Origin of the sequence: Rhodovulum sp. DZ06 (genome assembly GCF_050586345.1) — a bacterium.
Classification (GTDB): domain Bacteria; phylum Pseudomonadota; class Alphaproteobacteria; order Rhodobacterales; family Rhodobacteraceae; genus JBOCEF01.
This window is the reverse complement of record NZ_JBOCEF010000048.1, coordinates 1-15572: the sequence shown is the minus strand read 5'-3', so window position 1 is coordinate 15572 and position 15572 is coordinate 1. Positions and strand designations below refer to the sequence as shown.

14 protein-coding genes, 1 pseudogene and 1 riboswitch are annotated in these 15572 nt (G+C 72.1%); of the genes and pseudogenes, 9 read left to right on the top strand and 6 right to left on the bottom strand.

Annotated features, from left to right (window positions below):
- Positions 1 to 3 precede the first annotated feature (3 nt).
- The 4 genes and pseudogenes from thiS to ACQ5SO_RS17560 all read right to left on the bottom strand — a co-directional run bounded on the left by thiS (position 4) and on the right by ACQ5SO_RS17560 (position 3601).
- Positions 4 to 201 carry a sulfur carrier protein ThiS gene (thiS, locus tag ACQ5SO_RS17575; protein ID WP_430942941.1) on the bottom strand — a complete coding sequence of 66 codons (198 nt, stop codon included), beginning with the start codon at positions 199 to 201 and terminating at the stop codon, positions 4 to 6.
- Positions 185 to 1201 (bottom strand): glycine oxidase ThiO, encoded by a 1017-nt coding sequence (gene thiO, locus ACQ5SO_RS17570; RefSeq protein WP_430942939.1) that lies wholly within the window; start codon positions 1199 to 1201, stop codon positions 185 to 187. The genes thiS and thiO overlap by 17 nt, the downstream gene beginning before the upstream one ends.
- A 343-nt stretch (positions 1202 to 1544) precedes the next feature.
- Positions 1545 to 2336 (bottom strand): annotated as a pseudogene (gene thiD / locus ACQ5SO_RS17565) (bifunctional hydroxymethylpyrimidine kinase/phosphomethylpyrimidine kinase); the annotation flags it as partial.
- Between the two features lie 92 nt (positions 2337 to 2428).
- Positions 2429 to 2534: riboswitch (TPP riboswitch) on the bottom strand.
- Positions 2535 to 2677: 143 nt separating this feature from the next.
- Positions 2678 to 3601: a LysR family transcriptional regulator gene (locus ACQ5SO_RS17560; protein WP_430942938.1), complete on the bottom strand. Its 924-nt coding sequence runs from the start codon at positions 3599 to 3601 to the stop codon at positions 2678 to 2680.
- A gap of 168 nt (positions 3602 to 3769) precedes the next feature.
- On the opposite strand from ACQ5SO_RS17560, the gene ACQ5SO_RS17555 reads away from it, so the two are divergent.
- The 9 genes from ACQ5SO_RS17555 (at position 3770) to ACQ5SO_RS17515 (ending at position 13645) form a co-directional block, all read left to right on the top strand.
- Positions 3770 to 4897, top strand: coding sequence for a class 1 fructose-bisphosphatase (locus ACQ5SO_RS17555; RefSeq protein WP_430942937.1), 1128 nt, complete (start codon positions 3770 to 3772; stop codon positions 4895 to 4897).
- A gap of 28 nt (positions 4898 to 4925) precedes the next feature.
- Complete coding sequence (locus tag ACQ5SO_RS17550) at positions 4926 to 5801, top strand: phosphoribulokinase (protein WP_430942936.1); 876 nt, start codon at positions 4926 to 4928, stop codon at positions 5799 to 5801.
- 134 nt (positions 5802 to 5935) lie between these two features.
- Positions 5936 to 7909, top strand: a complete 1974-nt coding sequence (gene tkt / locus ACQ5SO_RS17545) for a transketolase (RefSeq protein WP_430942967.1) — start codon at positions 5936 to 5938, stop codon at positions 7907 to 7909.
- Positions 7910 to 7953: 44 nt separating this feature from the next.
- Positions 7954 to 9024: a class II fructose-bisphosphate aldolase gene (gene fba, locus ACQ5SO_RS17540; protein ID WP_430942935.1), complete on the top strand. Its 1071-nt coding sequence runs from the start codon at positions 7954 to 7956 to the stop codon at positions 9022 to 9024.
- Between the two features lie 29 nt (positions 9025 to 9053).
- Positions 9054 to 10514 carry a form I ribulose bisphosphate carboxylase large subunit gene (locus tag ACQ5SO_RS17535; protein ID WP_430942934.1) on the top strand — a complete coding sequence of 487 codons (1461 nt, stop codon included), beginning with the start codon at positions 9054 to 9056 and terminating at the stop codon, positions 10512 to 10514.
- A gap of 30 nt (positions 10515 to 10544) precedes the next feature.
- Positions 10545 to 10934, top strand: a complete 390-nt coding sequence (locus ACQ5SO_RS17530; protein WP_430942933.1) for a ribulose bisphosphate carboxylase small subunit — start codon at positions 10545 to 10547, stop codon at positions 10932 to 10934.
- Between the two features lie 318 nt (positions 10935 to 11252).
- On the top strand, positions 11253 to 12218 hold the full coding sequence (cbbX, locus tag ACQ5SO_RS17525) for a CbbX protein (RefSeq protein WP_430942931.1): 966 nt from the start codon (positions 11253 to 11255) through the stop codon (positions 12216 to 12218).
- Between the two features lie 3 nt (positions 12219 to 12221).
- On the top strand, positions 12222 to 12926 hold the full coding sequence (gene rpe, locus ACQ5SO_RS17520; protein WP_430942930.1) for a ribulose-phosphate 3-epimerase: 705 nt from the start codon (positions 12222 to 12224) through the stop codon (positions 12924 to 12926).
- Positions 12923 to 13645, top strand: a complete 723-nt coding sequence (locus ACQ5SO_RS17515) for an HAD family hydrolase (protein WP_430942929.1) — start codon at positions 12923 to 12925, stop codon at positions 13643 to 13645. The genes rpe and ACQ5SO_RS17515 overlap by 4 nt, the downstream gene beginning before the upstream one ends.
- A 107-nt stretch (positions 13646 to 13752) precedes the next feature.
- On the opposite strand, the gene ACQ5SO_RS17510 is transcribed toward ACQ5SO_RS17515, so the two are convergent.
- Entirely contained in the window at positions 13753 to 14505 is a 753-nt protein-coding gene (locus tag ACQ5SO_RS17510) for a CoA-transferase (protein ID WP_430942928.1), read from the bottom strand.
- Positions 14502 to 15356: a CoA transferase subunit A gene (locus tag ACQ5SO_RS17505; RefSeq protein ID WP_430942927.1), complete on the bottom strand. Its 855-nt coding sequence runs from the start codon at positions 15354 to 15356 to the stop codon at positions 14502 to 14504. The genes ACQ5SO_RS17510 and ACQ5SO_RS17505 overlap by 4 nt, the downstream gene beginning before the upstream one ends.
- Between the last annotated feature and the right edge of the window lie 216 nt (positions 15357 to 15572).

Sequence of the window (15572 nt, the reverse complement as noted above, 5' to 3'; positions counted from 1 at the left end):
GCCTCAGCCGCCCTGCATGGGGGCGAGGACTTCGAGCCGGTCGCCGTCCTTCAGCGCGGTCTCGGCGCGCTGGGCGGCGGGGATGAACTCCTCGTTGAGGGCGGTGGCGACCTTGGCGCCGCCGAGGCCCTCGGCCTCGAGCAGGGCGCCGACCGTGGCGGCCTCGGTCTCGAGCGGATCGCCGTTAAGCAGGATGCGCATGGGGGGCCTCCTTCGGGGCGGGGTGGTCCATGAATTCAGGGGTCGCGCCGTCCAGCAGGTGGTCCGCGACCTGGGCGGCGAGGGCGGGGGCGAGCAGGAACCCGTGCCGGTGCAGCCCGTTGGCGTGCAGCCGCCCCCCGGCGCGGCGGATGCGCGGCAGGTTGTCGGGGAAGGCGGGGCGGGCGTCGACGCCGGTCTCGAGGATCTCGGCCTCGCCGAAGCCCGGGTGGATGGCATAGGCGGCCGACAGCATCTCCAGCGCCGAGCGCACGGTGAAGCGCCCGGCGGCCTCGGCCTCGATCATCGTGGCGCCGAGCATGTAGATCCCATCCCCCCGCGGCACGACATAGAGCGGGATGCGCGGGTGCAGCATCCGCACCGGGCGGGTGAGGTTCAGGTCGGGGCAATGCAGCACCAGCATCTCGCCCTTCACCCCGCGCAGGTCCGGGAGGGCGTCCCGGGCGCCGAGGCCGCGGCAGTCGATGACCCCGGGGCCTTGAAGGGTGTCAGGCGCCTCCGTCCGCTCGATCTCCACGCCCTTGTCGGCCAGCCCGCGCACCAGCGCGGCCAGCGCGCCCCGGGGCGACAGGTGGGCTTCGTCTTCGAAGAACAGCCCGGCGGGGAAGCGGCCCTCGAGGTCGGGCTCGAGCGCGGCGATCCCGGGCGCGGCGATCTCCTCGAAGCCCTCGGTGCGGCGGGCGAAGCGGCGCAGCTCGGCCCGGTCGCGGCCCGGGGCGACCACCAGCGTGCCGCGCGTGGTCACGCCCCCCGCGTGGCGCGCCCACCAGTCGGCGGCGCCTCGCCCGAGGCGCAGGACGGGTTCTTCGGCGTTCTCGAACTCGCAGAACGGGGCCAGCATCCCCCCGGCCCACCAGGAGCAATGGTGCGGCCCCGGCGCCCCGGCGCGGTCGAGCACGCGCACGGCGGCGCCGCGGGCGGTCAGCTCGGTCGCGACGGCGAGGCCAGCGACCCCGGCGCCGATGACGACGTATTCAGTCATCCTCGCCGTCCCGCCTGGGTCCGGGGGCGGCGCCCGGGGGCGCGAAGGCGGCGAGGTCGACGGGCGGGGGCAGGTCCTCGATCACCGTTTTCGGGACCGGCCGGCCGATGGCGTCGCGGTCCGCCGCGGGGGCGTGGGGCGCGAAGACATGGGGGTCGGCGGGCGGCGGCAGGTCCCCGAACCCCGTACTGGCCCCCGTGCTGGCCCCCGTCCCGGGCGCGGCCTGGCCGGCGGCGGCGCGGCGGGCGGCTGGGGGCGCCTCCCACCGCACCACGGAATCGGCGGCCTCGCGCAGGGTCTTGGGCACCTCGCGCGGGGCGGCGCCGCCCGCCTCGCGCGCGGGCCAGAGGGCGTGGAAATGGTGCACCGGCCCGTGCCCCGCGCCGATGCCGAGCCCGTCGGCCCCGCGGATCGCGGCATGGAGCCAGACATGCGCCTCCTCCACCGCGCGGGCCAGCGGCAGGCCCTTGGCCAGCCCCGCGGCGATGGCGGAGGACAGCGAGCAGCCGGTGCCATGGGTGTTGCGCGTCTCGATCCGCGGGGCGGAATAGGCCTGCACCCCGCGCGGGGTCACCAGCAGGTCGACGCAGGTCGGCCCGGCGGCGTGGCCGCCCTTCATCAGCACCGCGCCCGCGCCTTTCTCCAGCAGCGCCGCGCCCTGGGCGGCCATTTCCTGCGCGTCGCGCGCGGGGCGCACGCCCAGCAGGCGCGCCGCCTCGGGCAGGTTGGGCGTCAGCAGCGCCGCGCGGGGCAGCAGCTTTTCGGCCAGCGCCGCCACCGCGTCGTCGGGCAGCAGCGCGTCGCCCGACTTGGCGATCATCACCGGGTCGAGCACGATCGGCGCCTCGATCCCCTCCAGCGCCCCGGCCACCGCTTCGATGACCGAGGGGCCGCCGAGCATCCCGATCTTCACCGCGGCCGGGGGCATGTCGGCGCGGATGGCGGCGACCTGGGCGGCGATGGTGGCCTCGGGGACCGGGTGGATGTCGGTGACGGCGACGGTGTTCTGCGCGGTGATCGCGGTGATCACCGTCGCGCCGTAGACCCCGAGGGCCGAGAACGCCTTCAGGTCGGCCTGGATGCCTGCGCCGCCGCCGCTGTCGGAGCCGGCGATGGAGAGGGCGATCGGGATCATGTCTCGCTCCTTGGTCTCGGCCCGGGAAGGGACGACGGAGCGGGGAGCGGGGGCGCGCGGCGGCGGCTCGCAGCCCTTTCGCCGGGCCGGCCGCGGTCGCGTCATCCGTTCCCTACGCCGGCGTAACCCGGATCAGGTTCGACGGGTCCGCGCCGCATGCGCATCTCAGTCCCTTGTGGGACCCCCCGACGGATGCAGCCCAACCTAGTCGCCGCGGCGGAGATGGCAAGGGGAATGAGGCGCCCGGCGCCGCCGCGCGGGATGCGCGCCCGCCCGGCGCGGGCGCAGCCGCGCCCCCCCGGCGCGGCCCCGGCGGGTCCCTGCGCCCGCGCCCGGCCGCTTCAGATCGCGTGCGGCAGCAGGTCCGCCCGATGCGCCGTCACGAAGTCGCGCAGCACCGTGGCGGCGCGGTCGAGGGGGCGGTCCTCGCGGTGCAGCATGTACCAGTGGCGCATCATCGGCAGCCCGGGAAAAGGCAACGCCACCAGGCGCTTGTCCTCGAACTCCGCCATGCAGGTATGCTCCGAGATCAGCGCGATCCCCAGCCCCGCGATCACCGCCTGCTTGATCGTCTCATTGGTCCCCATTTCCTCGAGCCGCACCGGCCGGCCCATGCCGATCCGGTCGAGGAACCGCGTGGTCAGCGTGCGGGTGCCCGAGCCTTCCTCGCGCGCAAGGAAGGTCTGCGCCAGCAGGTCCTCGGGCAGGATGTGCCGGTCCTTCGCCAGCGGGTGATCCGGGGGGGCGATCAGCACGTGCGGATGGTCCCCCAGCAGCGTCGCCTCGGTCGCGACATGGCCCGGCGGGCGGCCCATGATCACCAGGTCGAACTCGCCCCGTTCCAGCCCCGCGACGATGGCGCCGCGGTTGCCGATCGCCAGCTGCACCCGGATCCCGGGATGCGCCTTGCGGAAGGCCGCGACGATTCCGGGCGTGAAATACTTGGCCGTCGACACGCCCCCCAGCGTCACCGTCCCCTCGGCCCCCGAGGCGATGGCGGTGATGCGCCGCTCGCCGCGCGCGATGGTGGTCTCCATCTCCGCGACCATGGTCAGCAGCGCCTCGCCGATCTCGGTCGGGCGCAGCCCGTCGGGGCCGCGCACCTGGATCGGCGCGCCCGCGAGTTTCTCGAGCGTTTTCAGGTGGGTGGCGACGGCGGGCGGGGTCACGAACAGCTGCTGCGCGGCGCCTGCCACGGACCCCGCGCGCATCACCGCCGCGAAGGCGCGCAGCTGCTTCAGGGACAGGCCCCGCAGGTCGGTCATGACCGGGCCCCGAGCGGGCGGGCGGGCGGGGGGAAAGCGGCGGGGGGCATAGAAAACCTTTCGCGTCGGAAGATTTAATGAAATTTCTTTTTCCCCGCCGATCCGTCAAGCCTCTCCTCAACAAACGCGGCGCACCGACACGACGCCGCGGCCCCAGGAGGAAAAGCCATGACCGACGTCGCGACCGCCCCGACCCGGGGCCAGGCGCAGGACGACGCCCGCAAGGGGGCGCCCGCCGCCCGCGCCATCCTCGCCCCGACCCGCGGCGAGCCCCTCGCCGCCCGCCTCGAGACCCTCGCCGACGGCGACGCGCTGCGCGCCGACGCCGCCGCCGCCATCGCCGCGCTGGCCCGCGCCGCCGCCGCGACCTCGGGCCTCGTCGCCCGCGGGCCGCTGGCCGGGGACCTGGGCCGCGCCGCCGGGGCGGACAACGCCGATGGCGACGCGCAGAAGGCGCTCGACGTCATGGCCAACACGGCGGTGATCGCCGCGCTGCGCGCCGCCCCGGTCGCCTGGCTGGCGAGCGAGGAAGAGGAGGCGATCCTCACCCTCGATCCCGCGGGCACGCTGGCGGTCGCCATCGACCCGCTCGACGGGTCCTCGAACATCGACGTCAACGCGCCCATCGGGGCGATCTTCGGGATCTACCCGGCCGAGACCGGCGGGGCGTCGGCCTCGCTGCTGCGCCCGGGGCGGGACCAGGTCGCGGCGGGCTATGTCATCTACGGGCCCTGCACCGCGCTGGTCCTCTCGTTCGGCGAGGTCCCGGAGCTGTTCGTGCTGGACCGCGAGGAAGGCGGCTTCACGTCGGTCGGCGCCGTCGCGCCGATCCCCGAGGACACCTCGGAATACGCGATCAACGCCTCGAACCACCGCCATTGGCGCGCGCCGGTGCGCCAGTTCGTCGAGGATTGCCTCGCGGGCGTCGACGGGCCGCGGGCCAAGAATTTCAACATGCGCTGGGTCGCGTCGCTGGTGGCCGAGGCGCACCGGATCCTGACCCGGGGCGGGGTGTTCCTCTACCCCGGGGACCAGCGCAAGGGCTATGAGAAGGGCCGCCTGCGCCTCCTCTATGAAGCCGCGCCGATGGCCTTCCTCGTGGAGGCCGCGGGGGGCATGGCCACCGACGGCGCGGCCCGGATCCTCGACATCCCCGCCGCCGATCCGCACCAGCGCACGCCGCTGATCTTCGGCGCCGCGCGCAAGGTGGCCCGCATCGCCGCGCTGCACGAGGACCCGGATGCCGGGCCCGCCGTCTCGCCCCTCTTCGCCACCCGCGGCCTGTACCGCGCCTGAGCGCGACGGCCGAGAAGGACCAGACCCCATGTCGCTCAAGCACCCGATCATCTCCGTCACCGGCTCCTCCGGCGCGGGCACCTCGACCGTCAAGCACACCTTCGACCAGATCTTCCGGCGCGAGGGCGTCTCGGCGGCCACCATCGAGGGCGACGCCTTCCACCGCTTCGACCGCGCGGCGATGAAGGCCGAGCTGGCGCGCCGCACCGAGGCGGGGGATCAGACGTTCAGCCATTTCTCGATGGAGGCGAACGAGCTGTCGGAGCTGGAAGCCCAGTTCAGGGCCTTCGCCGAGACCGGCCGCGCCCGCACCCGGACCTATGTTCACGATGACGAGGAAGCGGCCAAATTCGGCACCCCGCCGGGCCATTTCACCGACTGGCGGGAGATCGGCGCGGATGCGGACCTTCTGTTCTACGAGGGCCTGCACGGCGCGGTGAACCAGGAGGGGATCAACGTCGCCGGCCATGCCGACCTGAAGATCGGCGTGGTGCCGGTCATCAACCTTGAATGGATCCAGAAGATCCACCGCGACCGCGCCGCGCGCGGCTACACCACCGAGGCGGTGACCGACACGATCCTGCGCCGGATGCATGACTACGTGCACGTGATCTGCCCGCAATTCACCGAGACGGACGTGAACTTCCAGCGGGTGCCGGTGGTCGACACCTCCAACCCTTTCTGCGCGCGCTGGATCCCGACGGCGGGGGAATCGCTGGTGGTGATCCGGTTCAAGAACCCGCGCGGGATCGATTTCTCCTACCTCGTGCAGATGATCCACGGCGCGTGGATGAGCCGCGCGAACTCCATCGTCATCCCGGGCGACAAGCTCGACCTCGCGATGCAGCTGATCCTGACGCCGATGATCCAGCGCCTGGTGGAACGCGCCCGCAACACGCGCTGAGCGCCGGGCCCCGCGCCAGGGGCCCCCGCGATCCGACCATGACGAAACCCGCGCGAGGCCGACGCCCGCGCCGCCTTTTCCGACGCGAAAGGGGGGATGCCCTCATGCACGACGACCAGATGATGACGCCCATGCTGGGCGATGCCGAAACCGCCCGCCTGGCCCGCATGGCCAACGCGATCCGCGCGCTGACCATGGACGCGGTCGAGGCCGCGAAGTCCGGCCATCCCGGGATGCCGATGGGCATGGCCGACGCGGCGGCGACCCTGTTCGCCCGCCATGCGAAGATCGACCCGGCGGACCCGTCCTGGCCCGACCGCGACCGCTTCGTTCTGTCGGCGGGCCATGGCTCGATGCTGCAATACGCGGTCCATCACCTGATGGGCTATGCCGACATGCCGATCGAGGAGCTGAAGGCCTTCCGCCAGCTTGGCCGCCGCACCGCGGGCCACCCGGAATACGGCCACGCGCTGGGGATCGAGACGACCACCGGCCCGCTGGGGCAGGGCCTCGCCACCGCCGTGGGCATGGCCATCGCCGAGCGGGCGATGAACGCGCGCTTCGGGGACGGGCTGGTCGACCACCGGACCTACGTGATCGCCGGCGACGGCTGCCTGATGGAGGGGATCTCTCACGAGGCGGCGGACCTGGCGGGGACGCTGCGCCTCGGGCGGCTGATCGTGATGTGGGACGACAACGGCATCACCATCGACGGCAAGGTCTCGCTGTCGTCTTCCGCCGACCAGGAGGCGCGCTTCGCCGCGCTGGGCTGGCACGTGATCCGCGCCGACGGGCATGACCCGGCGGATGTCGACCGCGCGCTGGAGGAGGCGAAGGCCGACCCGCGCCCGTCGCTGATCGCCTGCCGCACGGTGATCGGCAAGGGCGCGCCGACCAAGGCCGGGGGCCCGGGCATCCACGGCGCGCCGCTGGGGCCGGAGGAGATCGCCGCCACCCGCGATGCGCTGGGCTGGGAGGCCGGGCCCTTCGCCATCCCCGAGGACGTGGCCGAGGCCTGGGCCGCCGTGCCCGCCCGCGCCGCGGCCGAGCGGATGGCCTGGGCCGCCCGCCGCGCCGCCAGCCCGGACCGGGCCGCGTTCGACGCCGCCGTCGCCATGGACCTTTCCGCCGTCGAGGGGGCGATCCGCGCCCACAAGAAGGCGCTGTCGGCCGAGGCGCCCACGCTCGCCACCCGCGTCGCGTCGCAGAAGGCGCTGGACGCGATCCGCGCGGCGACGCCGCTGCTGATGGGCGGCTCGGCGGACCTGACCGGCTCGAACAACACCAAGGCCAAGGGGCAGGCGCCCATCAGCGCCGAGGATTTCCGCGGCGACTACATCCATTACGGCATCCGCGAATTCGGCATGGCCGCGGCGATGAACGGGATCGCGCTGCACGGAGGGTTCACGCCTTACGGCGGCGCCTTCCTCGCCTTCGCCGACTATGCCCGCGGGGCGATCCGCCTCTCGGCGCTGATGGGGGTGCGCGCGGTCTACGTGATGACGCACGACTCCATCGGCCTCGGGGAAGACGGCCCGACCCACCAGCCCGTGGAACACGTGGCCTCCCTGCGCGCCATCCCCAACCTCGCCGTGTTCCGCCCCTGCGACGCGGTGGAGACGGCGGAGGCCTGGGAAGCCGCCCTTCGCCTCTCCGGCCCCTCGGTCCTGTGCCTGTCGCGCCAGGGCCTGCCGGTGCTGCGCAGAACGCACGAGGACGAGAACCTGGCCGCCCGCGGCGCCTATGTGCTGCGCGAGCCTGCCGGGGGCCGCGACGCGACGATCCTTGCGACCGGCTCGGAGGTCGAGGTCGCCTGCGCCGCCGCCGACCTGCTGGCCGCGGAAGGCATCCGCGCCGCCGTCGTCTCCATGCCCTGCTGGGAGCTGTTCGCCGAGCGCCCGGAGACCGAGCAGGCCAGCGTCCTCGGCGACGCCCCGCGCGTGGCGGTCGAGGCGGCGATCCGCTTCGGCTGGGACGCCTGGATCGGCCCCAAGGGCGGCTTCACGGGGATGGAGGGCTTCGGCGCCTCGGCCCCGGCCCCCGACCTCTACCAGCATTTCGGCATCACCCCCGAAGCGGTCGCCGCCTCGGTCCGCGCCGCACTCTGAACACCGCCGCACGTTTCTCGCCGCAACCTGACAAGGAGCTTCCCATGGCCCGCATCACCCTGCGCCAGCTTCTCGACCACGCCGCCGAACATGGCTACGGCGTGCCCGCCTTCAACATCAACAACATGGAACAGGGCCTCGCGATCCTCGAGGCCGCGCGCAAGACCGACGCGCCGGTCATCATCCAGGCCTCGCGCGGGGCGCGGAGCTATGCCGGGGACCTGATGCTCGGCAAGATGGTCGAGGGGCTCGAGGCGATGTATCCCGAGATCCCGATCTGCCTGCACCAGGACCACGGCAACTCGGTCGCCACCTGCCTCTCGGCGGTCAAGCACGGCTTCACCTCGGTGATGATGGACGGCTCGCTTAGGGAAGACGCGAAGACCCCCGCCGATTACGCCTATAACGCGGGGATCACCGCCGAGGTCTCGCGCCTGGCGCACATGGTCGGCGCCTCGGTGGAAGGCGAGCTCGGGTGCCTCGGCAGCCTTGAGACCGGGCAGGGCGAGGCCGAGGACGGCCACGGCTTCGAGGGCAAGCTCGACCGCGACCAGCTGCTGACCGACCCCGAGGAAGCGGCGCGCTTCGTGGCCGAGACCGGCGTCGACGCGCTCGCCGTCGCCATCGGCACCTCGCACGGCGCCTACAAGTTCACGGCTCGGCCTACCGGCGACGTCCTCGCCATGGACGTGATCGAGAAGATCCACGCGCGCCTGCCGGACTGCCACATCGTCATGCACGGGTCTTCTTCCGTGCCCGAGGAATTGCGGTCCGTCTTCAACGCCAATGGCGGCGAGATGCGAGAGACCTACGGCGTGCCGGTCGAGGAGATCGTCCGCGGCATCAAGCACGGCGTGCGCAAGGTGAACATCGACACCGACCTGCGCCTGGCCGCGGCGGCCGAGTTCCGCCGCGTGGCCGCCACCTCGAAGTCCGAGTTCGACCCGCGCAAGTTCCTCAAGCCCGCCATGGCCGCGATGGAGCAGGTCTGCCGCGACCGGTTCGAGGCCTTCGGGACCGCCGGGCACGCCCACCGCATCACGCCGATCTCCATGGACGACATGGCCCTGCGCTACGCCGCCGGGTCCCTGTCGCCCGTCCGCGCCGCCGCCTGAAAACCAGAACACCTGAAGGGAGAGACCCGATGAACGCGCATTCGAAAGAGATCAAGGGCAAGGACCGTTACCGCGCCGGCGTCCTGAAATACGCCCAGATGGGCTACTGGGACGGAGACTACGTGCCCCAGGACACCGACCTGCTGGCCCTGTTCCGCATCACCCCGCAGGAGGGCGTGGACCCGGTCGAGGCCGCCGCGGCCGTCGCCGGGGAGTCCTCCACCGCCACCTGGACCGTGGTCTGGACCGACCGGCTGACCAACTGCGACCGCTACCGCGCCAAGGCCTACCGGGTCGACCCGGTGCCGGGGACCCCGGGCCAGTACTTCGCCTATGTCGCCTATGATCTCGCGCTGTTCGAGGAAGGCTCCATCGCCAACCTCACCGCCTCGATCATCGGCAACGTCTTCTCGTTCAAGCCGCTCAAGGCCGCGCGGCTCGAGGACATGAAGTTCCCGGTCGCTTACGTGAAGACCTTCAAGGGCCCGCCCACCGGCATCGTGGTGGAGCGCGAGCGCCTCGACAAGTTCGGCAAGCCGCTTCTGGGCGCGACCACCAAGCCGAAGCTGGGCCTCTCGGGCAAGAACTACGGCCGCGTGGTGTACGAGGGGCTCAAGGGCGGCCTCGACTTCATGAAGGATGACGAGAACATCAACTCCCAGCCCTTCATGCACTGGCGCGACCGGTTCCTCTACTGCATGGAGGCGGTGAACAAGGCGACCGCCGAGACCGGCGAGGTGAAGGGGCATTACCTCAACATCACCGCCGGGACGATGGAGGAGATGTACGCCCGCGCCCAGTTCGCCAAGGAGCTGGGGTCGGTCATCGTCATGGTCGACCTGATCGTCGGCTGGACCGCGATCCAGTCCATCGCCGAATGGTGCCGGGCCAACGACATGATCCTGCACATGCACCGTGCGGGCCATGGCACCTACACCCGCCAGAAGAACCACGGCATCAGCTTCCGCGTCATCGCCAAGTGGCTGCGCCTGGCGGGCGTCGACCACCTGCACTGCGGCACCGCGGTGGGCAAGCTGGAGGGCGATCCGCTCACCGTCCAGGGCTATTACAACGTCTGCCGCGAGACCCGGAACGAGGTCGACCTGCCGCGCGGGATCTTCTTCGACCAGGACTGGGGCGATCTGCGCAAGGTCATGCCCGTCGCTTCGGGCGGCATCCATGCGGGCCAGATGCACCAGCTGATCGACCTCTTCGGCGACGACGTGGTGCTGCAGTTCGGGGGGGGCACCATCGGCCACCCGATGGGCATCCAGGCCGGCGCCGCCGCCAACCGCGTCGCGCTCGAAGCCATGGTGCTGGCGCGCAACGAGGGCCGCGACATCAAGAACGAGGGCCCCGAGATCCTGCGCGCCGCCGCCAAGTGGTGCAAGCCGCTCGAGGCCGCGCTCGAGACCTGGGGGAACATCACCTTCAACTACCAGTCGACCGACACGTCGGACTTCGTGCCGACCCCCGAAGTCGCCATGTGACCCGGCCCTGAGCCAAGAGGAGACCTACCAATGCGCATCACCCAGGGCTGCTTCAGCTTCCTTCCCGACCTGACCGACGAGCAGATCTCGGCCCAGGTCGAGTACTGCCTGCAGAACGGTTGGGCCGTCGGCATCGAGTACACCGACGATCCCCACCCCCGGAACACCTACTGGGACATGTGGGGCCACCCGATGTTCGATCTGCGCGACCCCAAGGGCGTGATGATGGAGCTGGACGAGTGCCGCAAGGCCCATGGGGCCGCGTACATCCGCCTGAACGCCTTCGACAATTCGAACGGGTTCGAGACGGTTCGCATGTCCTTCATCACCGATCGTCCGGCGCAGGAGCCGACCTTCACGATGACCCGGACGGATGTCGGCGGCCGGTCCCAGCACTACAGCTGGGCCGCCACGCGCTGACCTCCTTGCCGGCGGGCGGGGCGATCCGTCCCGGGCCTTGGATGCCGCCCCGCCCGCCGGCCCCCTGACATGCCGAGCTTCCCCGCCCCCCGCGCCGACAGGGGGGGCGGGGGATGTCCCCCGATGGCGGAACGCCCCGCGCGCCGCCCGTCCTGACGCGGGGGCCGCGTCCGCCGCGGGGGACGCCGCCGCCCCGGCCGCCTGTCCCGGCCGGGGCGGCGCCCTTCGCCGCAGGCCTCGCGCCCGCCGCCTTCCCGCGAAGGCGCCGCGCCCGACGCCCGCCCGCCTTTTCCACCAGCTTCCCAGGAGCCTCGCGCCATGACCGCCCTCGACGACGCCGCCACCCCGACCGACGCCGCCGACCAGACCGCCGCCGCCGCCGCCGCGCCGGTGACCGTCGACCTCGCCGCCGATTTCCGCGACAGCGGCGTGGCCGAGGTGCTGGAGGAGCTGGACCGCGAGCTGATCGGCCTCGCGCCCGTGAAGAAGCGCATCCGCGAGACCGCCGCGCTTCTGCTGGTCGACCGCGCCCGCGCGCGCCTTGGCCTGCACACCGACACGCCGACGCTGCACATGTCCTTCACCGGCAACCCCGGGGTCGGCAAGACAACCGTGGCGCTGAAGATGGCGGGGCTCCTCCACCGCCTCGGCTATGTGCGCAAGGGCCATGTCGTGTCGGTCACCCGCGACGACCTGGTGGGCCAGTATATCGGCCACACCGCCCCCAAGACGAAGGAGGTCCTGAAGAAGGCCATGGGCGGCGTCCTCTTCATCGACGAGGCCTATTACCTCTACAAACCGGACAATGAGCGGGATTACGGCCAGGAGGCCATCGAGATCCTGCTGCAGGTGATGGAGAACAACCGCGACGACCTGGTGGTGATCCTGGCGGGCTATGCCGACCGGATGGAGGATTTCTACCGCTCGAACCCCGGCTTCCGGTCGCGCATCGCGCACCATATCGACTTCCCCGATTACTCGGATGACGAGCTGGTGCGGATCTCCGAAGGGATGCTGTCTTCGCAGGGCTATTCCTTCTCTCCCGCCGCCCGCGCGGCGATGGAGGAATATGTGGGCCTGCGCCGCAACCAGCCGCATTTCGCCAACGCCCGCTCGGTGCGCAACGCGCTCGACCGCGCGCGGCTGCGCCAGGCCAACCGGCTGTTCGAGGGGAACGCGGGCCCGCTCGACGCCGCCGCCCTCTCCACCATCGAGGAATCCGACCTGCGCCCCAGCCGGGTGTTCCAGGGCGGCCTCTCCACCGACCGCAAGCAGGAGGGCTGAGCCATGGGCTTCACCCGCGACATCAAGATCGCCCCGTCGATCCTTTCCGCCGATTTCGCGAATTTCGGCAAGGAATGCGAGGCCATCGAGGCCGAGGGCTGCGACTGGGTGCATGTGGACGTGATGGACGGGCATTTCGTCCCCAACATCACCTTCGGCCCCGCCACCTGCGCCGCGATCCGGCCCCACATCAAGGGGGTGATGGACGTCCACCTGATGATCGCCCCCTGCGATCCCTACCTTGAAGCCTTCGCGAAGGCGGGCGCCGACGTCATCACCATCCATGCCGAGGCGGGGCCGCATCTCGACCGCTCCCTGCAGCTGATCCGCGACCTCGGCTGCAAGGCGGGCGTGGCGCTGAACCCCTCGACGCCCGCCTCGGCCATCGAGCACGTGCTGGACCGGCTGGACCTCGTCTGCGTGATGACCGTGAACCCCGGCTTCGGGGGGCAGAGCTTCATCGACATGTCCGCCAAGATCCGCGCGCTGCGCAGCATGATCGGGGATCGCGAGATCCATATCGAGATCGACGGCGGCGTCTCGCCCGCCACCGCGCCCATCGTGGCGGCGGCGGGGGCGGATGTGCTGGTCGCGGGCTCGGCGGTGTTCAAGGGCGGGACGGTCCGGAACCCCGCCCCGTATGGCGAGAACATCCGCGCCATCCGCGCCGCCGCAGAGGGCGCGCTGACCGCCGAGGCCGCAGAATGACCCTCCGCGCCCTCATCTTCGACGTGGACGGCACCCTGGCCGAGACCGAGGAAGCCCATCGCGAGGCGTTCAACGCCACCTTCGCCGCGCATGGCCTTGGGTGGCATTGGAGCCGCGACCTCTACGCCCGCCTGCTGAAGGTGACGGGGGGCAAGGAGCGGATGGCGCATTACGTCTCGCACGATCTTGGCCAGACCCCGGACCTTGAGCGCATCGCGGCGCTGCACCGGGAGAAGACGGCGGCCTATGCCGACATCCTCGCCGCCGGGGGGCTGAAGCTGCGGCCCGGCATCGCCTCCTTGATGGCTGATGCGCGCGCCCGCGGGGTGCGGCTGGCGGTGGCGACGACCACCAACGGCCCGAACGTGGAGGCGCTGTGCCGGAGCTGCTTCGGCGCCCCGGCAGGCGATGTGTTCGAGGTGATCGCGGCGGGGGACGAGGTGGCGGCGAAGAAGCCCGCGCCCGACGTCTATCGCCTCGCGCTCGCGCGGCTCGATCTTCCCGCGCGGGACTGCATCGCGCTGGAGGACAGCGCCAATGGGGTGAAATCCGCCACCGCGGCGGGGCTGCGCTGCCTCGCCTCTCCCTCGGCCTATACCGAGGGCGACGATCTCTCGCCCGCCATCCAGGTCAGGCGCTTCACCGAGGCCGGGGATGCACCCTCTCTTGCATCCCTGTTCGGCGATGTCGCCCCACGGGGGCCGGCCGCCGTGTCCTGACGCATGGCGGCCGGTATGGATCGGCGGGATGAGAGCAGGCCCGGGAGGGGGGGCAGGGCCGCGCCCCCCGCCCGGGCCGTTTTGCGTCTGGGAGGGGGGCGCGCCCCTCAGGCCGCCGCCTCGATCCCCCAGACGTCGCGGGCATAGAGCGGGTAGACCCCCGCGATCCGCTGCGCCACCGGGCCGCGCAGCAGGGCCAGCGTCTCGGCATCCGGCAGCGGCGTGGTGGGGACGATGTCCGGCGCGTCGAAATCGAAGCCGGTGTTGTCGCGCACCTCCTCGAGGCTGTGGCCGGGATGCAGGGAGCGCAGGCTGAACCGCCCCGCCTTGCGGTCGAAGTCGAACAGGCACCGCTCGGTGATCAGCGCGATGGGGCCGCCGGGGCGGTGCAAGGTTTCGGGCGACGCGCCGGGGGCGGAGACGAAATCCACCTTCTCCACCATCGTGCGGCGGGTATGCTCCCACCGGAACAGGATCAGGCGCGGGACGACGAAGGCGAGATAGGCCGAGCCGAAGCAACCCGACCAGCGCGCCTTCGCCTGCGGGTAGTCTCCGACGCCCACGAGGTTCACGTTGCCCGCGCCGTCGATCTGCCCGCCCGACAGGAAGAACCCGTCGACGCGCCCGCGGCCCGCGAGGTCGAAGAGCTCCGAGCCGCCATCGGTCCAGAACGTGTCCTGCTTGGAGCCAAGGATCGAGACCCGCGGCCGCCCGCCGCCAAGCTCGGAGGCCAGAAGCGCCCCGGTGCCGGGAATGGGCGAGACCATGCCGACGGCGACGTGGCGCGCGCCCTGCAGCATCCCGGCGATGGCGGTGGCGTAGATCTCCTCGGGGCGGATGTCGGTGGGATCGACGGTCATTCCGCGGCCTCCTGCATCGGGCGGGGCAGGCCATGGGCGAGGGCGCGGGCGATCCAGGCGTCGAAGCCCTCGGCCGTCTTCGCTTCCGACAGGTATCCGCGGGCGCCGTCGATATCGCAGCCGCCATCGGCCAGCATCGGCCAGGCGGCGCCGGGGGCGTGGACCATCGCCTCGATATAGAAATCGGGCAGGGTTCCGGCCGCCAGCTCGGGGTCGGCCATGAAATCGGCGTCCACGATATCTTCCACCGTGACGAGGGTGCGGTCCGAGGCCTGGGCCAGCACCTTCAGGTCGCGGTTGCGCCCGACCCAGACATTGCCGTTGCGGTCTGCTTTCGGCGCATGGAACAGGGCCACGTCGGGGTTGATGGCCTTGAGGGCGGCGATGCGGTCGCCGGGGGCGAAGGGGTTGTCGATCTCGGCCCAGTCGTCCCGGTGGGTCATGAGGTCCGAGCCGATCAGCCCGCGCAGGGTGCAGAAGGGCTGGCCCTTGGCCCCCGCCTGCACGGCGGCGTAGACGGCGGGGCAGGTGCTGTCGACGACCTTGAGCGTCCCGGCCTTCACCGCTGCGGTGAAGCGCGGCGCGGGGCCGAGTTCCGAGAAGCTGATGCCCGAGGTTTCCACCGAGGCGACGCAGCCCGCGCCGATCAGGATGTCGATGGCGAGGCCCGCGCCCGGCCAGGCGCAGGTGGGCACGGTGGTGACATGCAGGTTTTTCGCGCCCCGTCGGACGAGTTCGAGCGCCACCGCGACGGGCGGGTCGGGATTCTCGCCCTTCGGGAGCGCGACATGGGCGCCGTCGGGGATCGCGGCGGCGAGCGCGGCGGGATCGGGCAGCATCGGAACGGACATGCGGGCGGGCCTCCTCTTCCCGGCCATGCGCCGGTTTCCGGCGCGGTTGCTTCACATGGTAACGAAATGCGGCCCGCCATGCCAGCGTTGCGTGGGGGCGTCCGGGCTTGGGGGGCGATAGCCCCCCGCGCCGCCCGGCCGCGGGGGGGGGGGGGGGGGGGGGGGGGGGGGGGGGGGGGGGGGGGGGGGGGGGGGGGGGGGGGGGGGGGGGGGGGG

Excerpts from the sequence above, each read along its gene's own strand:
- thiS (WP_430942941.1), bottom strand. The coding sequence starts at position 201 with ATGCGCATCCTGCTTAACGGCGATCCGCTCGAGACCGAGGCCGCCACG.
- thiO (WP_430942939.1), bottom strand. The coding sequence starts at position 1,201 with ATGACTGAATACGTCGTCATCGGCGCCGGGGTCGCTGGCCTCGCCGTC.
- ACQ5SO_RS17560 (WP_430942938.1), bottom strand. The coding sequence starts at position 3,601 with ATGACCGACCTGCGGGGCCTGTCCCTGAAGCAGCTGCGCGCCTTCGCG.
- ACQ5SO_RS17555 (WP_430942937.1), top strand. The coding sequence starts at position 3,770 with ATGACCGACGTCGCGACCGCCCCGACCCGGGGCCAGGCGCAGGACGAC.
- ACQ5SO_RS17550 (WP_430942936.1), top strand. The coding sequence starts at position 4,926 with ATGTCGCTCAAGCACCCGATCATCTCCGTCACCGGCTCCTCCGGCGCG.
- fba (WP_430942935.1), top strand. The coding sequence starts at position 7,954 with ATGGCCCGCATCACCCTGCGCCAGCTTCTCGACCACGCCGCCGAACAT.
- ACQ5SO_RS17535 (WP_430942934.1), top strand. The coding sequence starts at position 9,054 with ATGAACGCGCATTCGAAAGAGATCAAGGGCAAGGACCGTTACCGCGCC.
- ACQ5SO_RS17530 (WP_430942933.1), top strand. The coding sequence starts at position 10,545 with ATGCGCATCACCCAGGGCTGCTTCAGCTTCCTTCCCGACCTGACCGAC.
- cbbX (WP_430942931.1), top strand. The coding sequence starts at position 11,253 with ATGACCGCCCTCGACGACGCCGCCACCCCGACCGACGCCGCCGACCAG.
- rpe (WP_430942930.1), top strand. The coding sequence starts at position 12,222 with ATGGGCTTCACCCGCGACATCAAGATCGCCCCGTCGATCCTTTCCGCC.
- ACQ5SO_RS17515 (WP_430942929.1), top strand. The coding sequence starts at position 12,923 with ATGACCCTCCGCGCCCTCATCTTCGACGTGGACGGCACCCTGGCCGAG.
- ACQ5SO_RS17510 (WP_430942928.1), bottom strand. The coding sequence starts at position 14,505 with ATGACCGTCGATCCCACCGACATCCGCCCCGAGGAGATCTACGCCACC.
- ACQ5SO_RS17505 (WP_430942927.1), bottom strand. The coding sequence starts at position 15,356 with ATGTCCGTTCCGATGCTGCCCGATCCCGCCGCGCTCGCCGCCGCGATC.